We start from the raw sequence: 4,348 nt of genomic DNA, 5'->3' as shown, positions 1-4,348 counted from the left end.
TTCATGGACTGGGGCGCCACCTGGCTGTCCTGCCGGGTACCGGTTCCCGGTGAAGCGCCGCGCGAGGTGCTGCTCGCCCACCCGACGCCCGAGGACCACGCCACCCGTGGCGGCTACCTGGGCGCCACCGTCGGCCGCTATGCCAACCGCATCGCCGAATCCCGCTTGCACCGCGGTGGCGTCACCCATGCGCTCGTGCCGCACCCTGCCGGCTCGCGCCACCAGCTCCACGGCGGCCCCGACGGCTTCAGCCACCGCCGCTGGCAGGTCACGCAGCGCAGCGACACCGCCGTCACCTTCTCGCTCGACAGCCCGGCTGGCGACCAGGGCTTCCCCGGCGCGCTGCACATCGACGTCGTCTACACGCTGACCGACGCGATGGCGATGGCGATGGAGATCCGCGCCACGGTGGACGCGCCCTGCCCGGTTGCGCCAACGCAGCATGCGTACTTCAACCTCGATGCGCAGCCGGGCAGCGTGCGCGGCCACACGCTGCAGATCGGCGCGGCGCAGTACCTGCCGGTCGATGCCGAACTGCTGCCGGTGGACGGGCCGCAGCCGGTGGAAAGCACCGGGTTCGATTTCCGCACAGCGCAGTCGATCGGCAGCGACTACGACCACGGCTGGCTGCTCGACGCCGGGCCGCAACCCGCCGCGGTGCTGACCTCGTCGGACGGCAAGCTGTCGATGGCGCTGACCACCTCGATGCCCGCGCTGCAGGTCTACACCGGCGGGCACCTCGCTGGCGAGCCGGGGCGCGGCGGGCAGCCGATGGTGCGCAATGCCGGGGTGGCGATGGAGCCGGGGTGGCTGGCGGACAGCCCGAACCAGGCGGCGTGGGCGCAGCGGACGTGCTGGCTGGCTGCGGGCGTGGTGCTGTCCGAGCACCTGCACTGGCGCTGGACCACGGCCACCTGACCGACCGCGCACGCCTGTCCATCCCTGTGCGTCCACCTTCCGCCACGGAGTTCCCCGCCGATGTCGAACCCCCTGCCACGCAGCCTCCTGCAGCCGCTGCCCACGCTCTTGCTGGCCGCCGTCACGCCGCTGGCGGGCGCCGCACCAGACACCCTGGCGGCCGACCTGCAGCACTGCGCCACACTCGCCGACGCCGGGCCACGGCTGGCCTGCTACGACGCGTTGACCCCACTGCACCACAGCGCACCACCCGCCACACCTGCCACACCCGTCGAACGCTCGCAACCCACCAGCCCCAGCGCACCACAGAGCACGCTGTCCCGCTACTGGGAGCTGGACCCGCAGGACAAGCGCGGCACGCTGCGCTTCGTTTCCTACCGTCCCAACTACATCCTGCCGCTGCACCTGACCAGCCACATCAACCAGGCGCCGCACTCGCCCACACAGGCCGCCGTGCCAATGCCGGACTACCAGCGGGCCGAGGCGAAGTTCCAGCTTTCGCTGCGCACCAAGCTGGTGGAAGACGCCTTCCAGTCGGGCGCCGACCTCTGGGCCGGCTTCACGCAGCAGGCGCTGTGGCAGGTCTTCAACGGCCAGGATTCGGCGCCGTTCCGCAACACCGACTACGAGCCGGAACTGGTGGTGGTGGTGCCGACGCCGATGCACCTGCGCACGCTGCCGGGCGGCTGGCAGTGGCACTGCACGCAGCTCGGGCTGGCACACCAGTCCAACGGCCAGTCCGACCCGCTGTCACGGAGCTGGAACCGGGTCTACCTCGCCGCCGGCATCGAGCAAGGCGCGTGGACCCTGACCACCAAGCTCACCCAGCGCCTGAACGAGCCGCTCGCCACCGACAACAACCCGGACCTGGGCCTCTACCGCGGGCGGGCCGAATTGCGGTTGCGCTGGACATCGGGCCATTCGGTGGCGGCCCTGCAATACAACGGCTCACCGCGGAGAACGAACCGTGGCGCCCTGCTCGCCGAATGGAGTCGCCCCATCCACCTGGACCAGCCCGAGGGGCTGCGCTGGTATGTGCAAGCCTTCACGGGGCACGGCGAGACCTTGACCGACTACAACTTTCGCCAGACGAGCGTGGGGGCGGGGATGATGTTTTCGCCGTTCTGACCCTGCATTGCGGGTCCGCCACGGTCAGCCTGCGCGCGTTAGCCACGCCCGGCCAACGCCCCATTCCGCCAGCACCGCCACCGCCATCAACCCGGCGCCCAGCAGCAGCACCCGCACCGGCGACCACCCCTGCACCGCCCACCAGAACCCGCCCAGCGCCAGCATCCGGAACGCCCACAAGACGAACTCGCGCACGACGATCCGGTCCGCCAGCGCACCCTCCAGGTCGAGCACCCGCTGGTTGAGCACCTGCTCGCTGGCCGCCCAGAAGGGCTGCACGGCGGCGAGCGTCAGCAGGTGGACGACGTAGAGGGCGGGATGCCAGACGCTGGCGCCCAGCAGCAGGTGGGCGGCCACCATGCCGAGTGCGGCCCAGGCCATCCAGCGCAGGCGGTTGCCGGCATGGCGGCGGCGGCGCAGCGCGAACAAGGCCAGCCCGCCCAGCACCGTCGCCGCGCTGGCTGTCCAGCCGTAGTGGCTCACCACGCCGAGCGCCTGCACCGCCCCGCTGGCCCCGAGCACCATCCCGATGCCCAGCAAGCCCGATTCGAGTCCGTACAGCGGCAGGCAGCGCGAGAACCCCGGCTGTCGAACCACCGCCCAAGGGCGGTCCCAGTGCATCGCCGGCGTGTCCGGCAACTGGCGCGGCACCCAGATGGCCGCCACCAGCGCCAGCACGGCGTAGCTGGTGTAGACCGCCGCGGCGCGTTCGCCCGTCATCGACAGGAGCAGCGTGACCGTCAGCGTGGCGGACAGCCCGGCGAAGACGGTCCAGACCGTGGTGTGGGCGGCGTAGGCGTCGCGGTCGGCGTCGGCGAGCAGGCTCAGCTCCAGCCAGTGCCGCGCACCCCAGGTCAGGCCCAGGTACAAGCCGACGGCCAGCGCCAGCCACAGTGGCTCGCCATCCGCGCCGAGCAGCAGGAACGCCGGGGCCAGAAAACCCGCGCAGATCAGGTGCGCCGGCCGCAGCGACCACCGCCGACCCAGCGCAAACGACCCCACGATGCCCACCATCGCCACCGTCAGCATCACGGCCGTGAACTGCACCGCCTCGGACCAGCCGCGTTGCGCGAACACCAGCACCTCCGCGAAGCCGATCAGCGTCGCGAAGGCGCCTTGGCAGGCGATGAACGGGAGGAGGCGGCGTTCCAGCGGAGTGGACATGCGCGGGGGAAAAAGCGGGAAGCGGGGAGTGGGTGTGCCGACTGGCCTGCCCGGAGAGACTCGAACTCCCGACCCCCGGCTTAGAAGGCCGGTGCTCTATCCAGTTGAGCTACGGGCAGTGTGCAGATTGAAGAATCTGAAATCTTGGTCGGGGCGAAAGGATTCGAACCTTCGACCCTCTGGTCCCAAACCAGATGCGCTACCAGGCTGCGCTACGCCCCGACAAGAGCCTTAGATCATAGCCGACTTTTGACTCTCATTGCCAGCAGATGCTCAGATAGATGCACGAAGTTCATTTCGACGCGGCAGATCGGGGCCGCGGCGGGTGCAGGTGATGGCCGCGGCCTGTGCAGCGAAATCGGCCACGCGGCGCACTTCGTCGAGCGTGATCGCCGCCAGCCCGGCCGGACTCAGGCGCCCGATTTCCGCCAGTGCCACCAGCGTCGCCGCCTGGAAGGTGTCGCCCGCGCCGACCGTGTCCTGCACCTGCACCTTGGGCGCCGACACTTCGCACTGCCCCTCGCGGGTCCACGCCAGCGCGCCCTGGCCGCCGCGGGTCATCATCACCAGCGACACCCCGGCCGCCAGCCAGCGCGCCGCCAGATCCGCCGGATGCAGCGCGGGATACAACCGCTCGAAGTCCTCGTCGCTCAGCTTGAGCAGGTGCGTGCGCGAGGCCATCCACTCGATGTTGTCGCGCCACGCGGCCAGCGACGGCTCGACGTTCAGGCGCACGTTCGGGTCGTAGGAGATGACCGTGGACGTGTGCCGCTGCGCCACCAGCGTGCGGATGGTGGACGCGATCGGCTCGACCACGCAGCCGAAGGAGCCGAAATGGATCGCGGCCACTTCGGCCGGCAGGCGCGCCAGGTGCTCGGGCAGCAGTTGCCGGTCGGCGCCGCCCGTGCCGTAGAAGCGGTAGCTGGGCACGCCGTTCGCATCGACGCCCACCAGACTCAGCGTCGTCGGCGCGTCGTTGAGGACCACGGCTTCGGTCGAGATGCCCTCATCGACCACGCTCTTCAGGATGCGCTCGCCCAGGAAGTCCCGCGAGATGGCGCCGAGGAAGACCGCCGGCTGCCCCATGCGCTGCACGCCCGCCGCCACGTTCAGCGGCGAGCCGCCGACCACGGCGTCC

General features: G+C 70.6%; 4 protein-coding genes and 2 tRNA genes. 2 read left to right on the top strand and 4 right to left on the bottom strand.

Annotated features, from left to right (window positions below; all coding sequences use genetic code 11):
- Together QZW52_RS18700 and QZW52_RS18695 are read left to right on the top strand one after the other, a co-directional pair.
- Positions 1 to 918: galactose-1-epimerase (locus QZW52_RS18700; protein ID WP_294001568.1), on the top strand; the 918-nt coding region annotated here is incomplete at its 5' end.
- 60 nt (positions 919 to 978) lie between these two features.
- Positions 979 to 2,046, top strand: coding sequence for a phospholipase A (locus QZW52_RS18695; protein ID WP_294001565.1), 1,068 nt, complete (start codon positions 979 to 981; stop codon positions 2,044 to 2,046).
- A gap of 24 nt (positions 2,047 to 2,070) precedes the next feature.
- On the opposite strand, the gene QZW52_RS18690 is transcribed toward QZW52_RS18695, so the two are convergent.
- From QZW52_RS18690 to QZW52_RS18675, 4 genes are all read right to left on the bottom strand, one after another.
- Complete coding sequence (locus tag QZW52_RS18690; protein WP_294001563.1) at positions 2,071 to 3,210, bottom strand: hypothetical protein; 1,140 nt, start codon at positions 3,208 to 3,210, stop codon at positions 2,071 to 2,073.
- A gap of 42 nt (positions 3,211 to 3,252) precedes the next feature.
- A tRNA-Arg gene (locus QZW52_RS18685) sits at positions 3,253 to 3,329 on the bottom strand.
- 26 nt (positions 3,330 to 3,355) lie between these two features.
- Positions 3,356 to 3,432, bottom strand: a tRNA-Pro gene (locus QZW52_RS18680).
- Positions 3,433 to 3,483: 51 nt separating this feature from the next.
- On the bottom strand, positions 3,484 to 4,348 hold an 865-nt coding region (locus tag QZW52_RS18675; protein ID WP_294001560.1), incomplete at its 5' end, for a carbohydrate kinase family protein.

Source organism: Sphaerotilus sp. (genome assembly GCF_013299175.1).
Lineage (GTDB): Bacteria > Pseudomonadota > Gammaproteobacteria > Burkholderiales > Burkholderiaceae_C > Sphaerotilus.
The sequence above is the reverse complement of the archived record's forward strand: the minus strand, read 5'-3'. Positions and strand labels throughout refer to the sequence as shown.

What these genes read in the sequence shown, in the direction of transcription:
- QZW52_RS18695 (WP_294001565.1), top strand. Translation starts at nt 979, where the DNA reads ATGTCGAACCCCCTGCCACGCAGCCTCCTGCAGCCGCTGCCCACGCTC.
- QZW52_RS18690 (WP_294001563.1), bottom strand. Translation starts at nt 3,210, where the DNA reads ATGTCCACTCCGCTGGAACGCCGCCTCCTCCCGTTCATCGCCTGCCAA.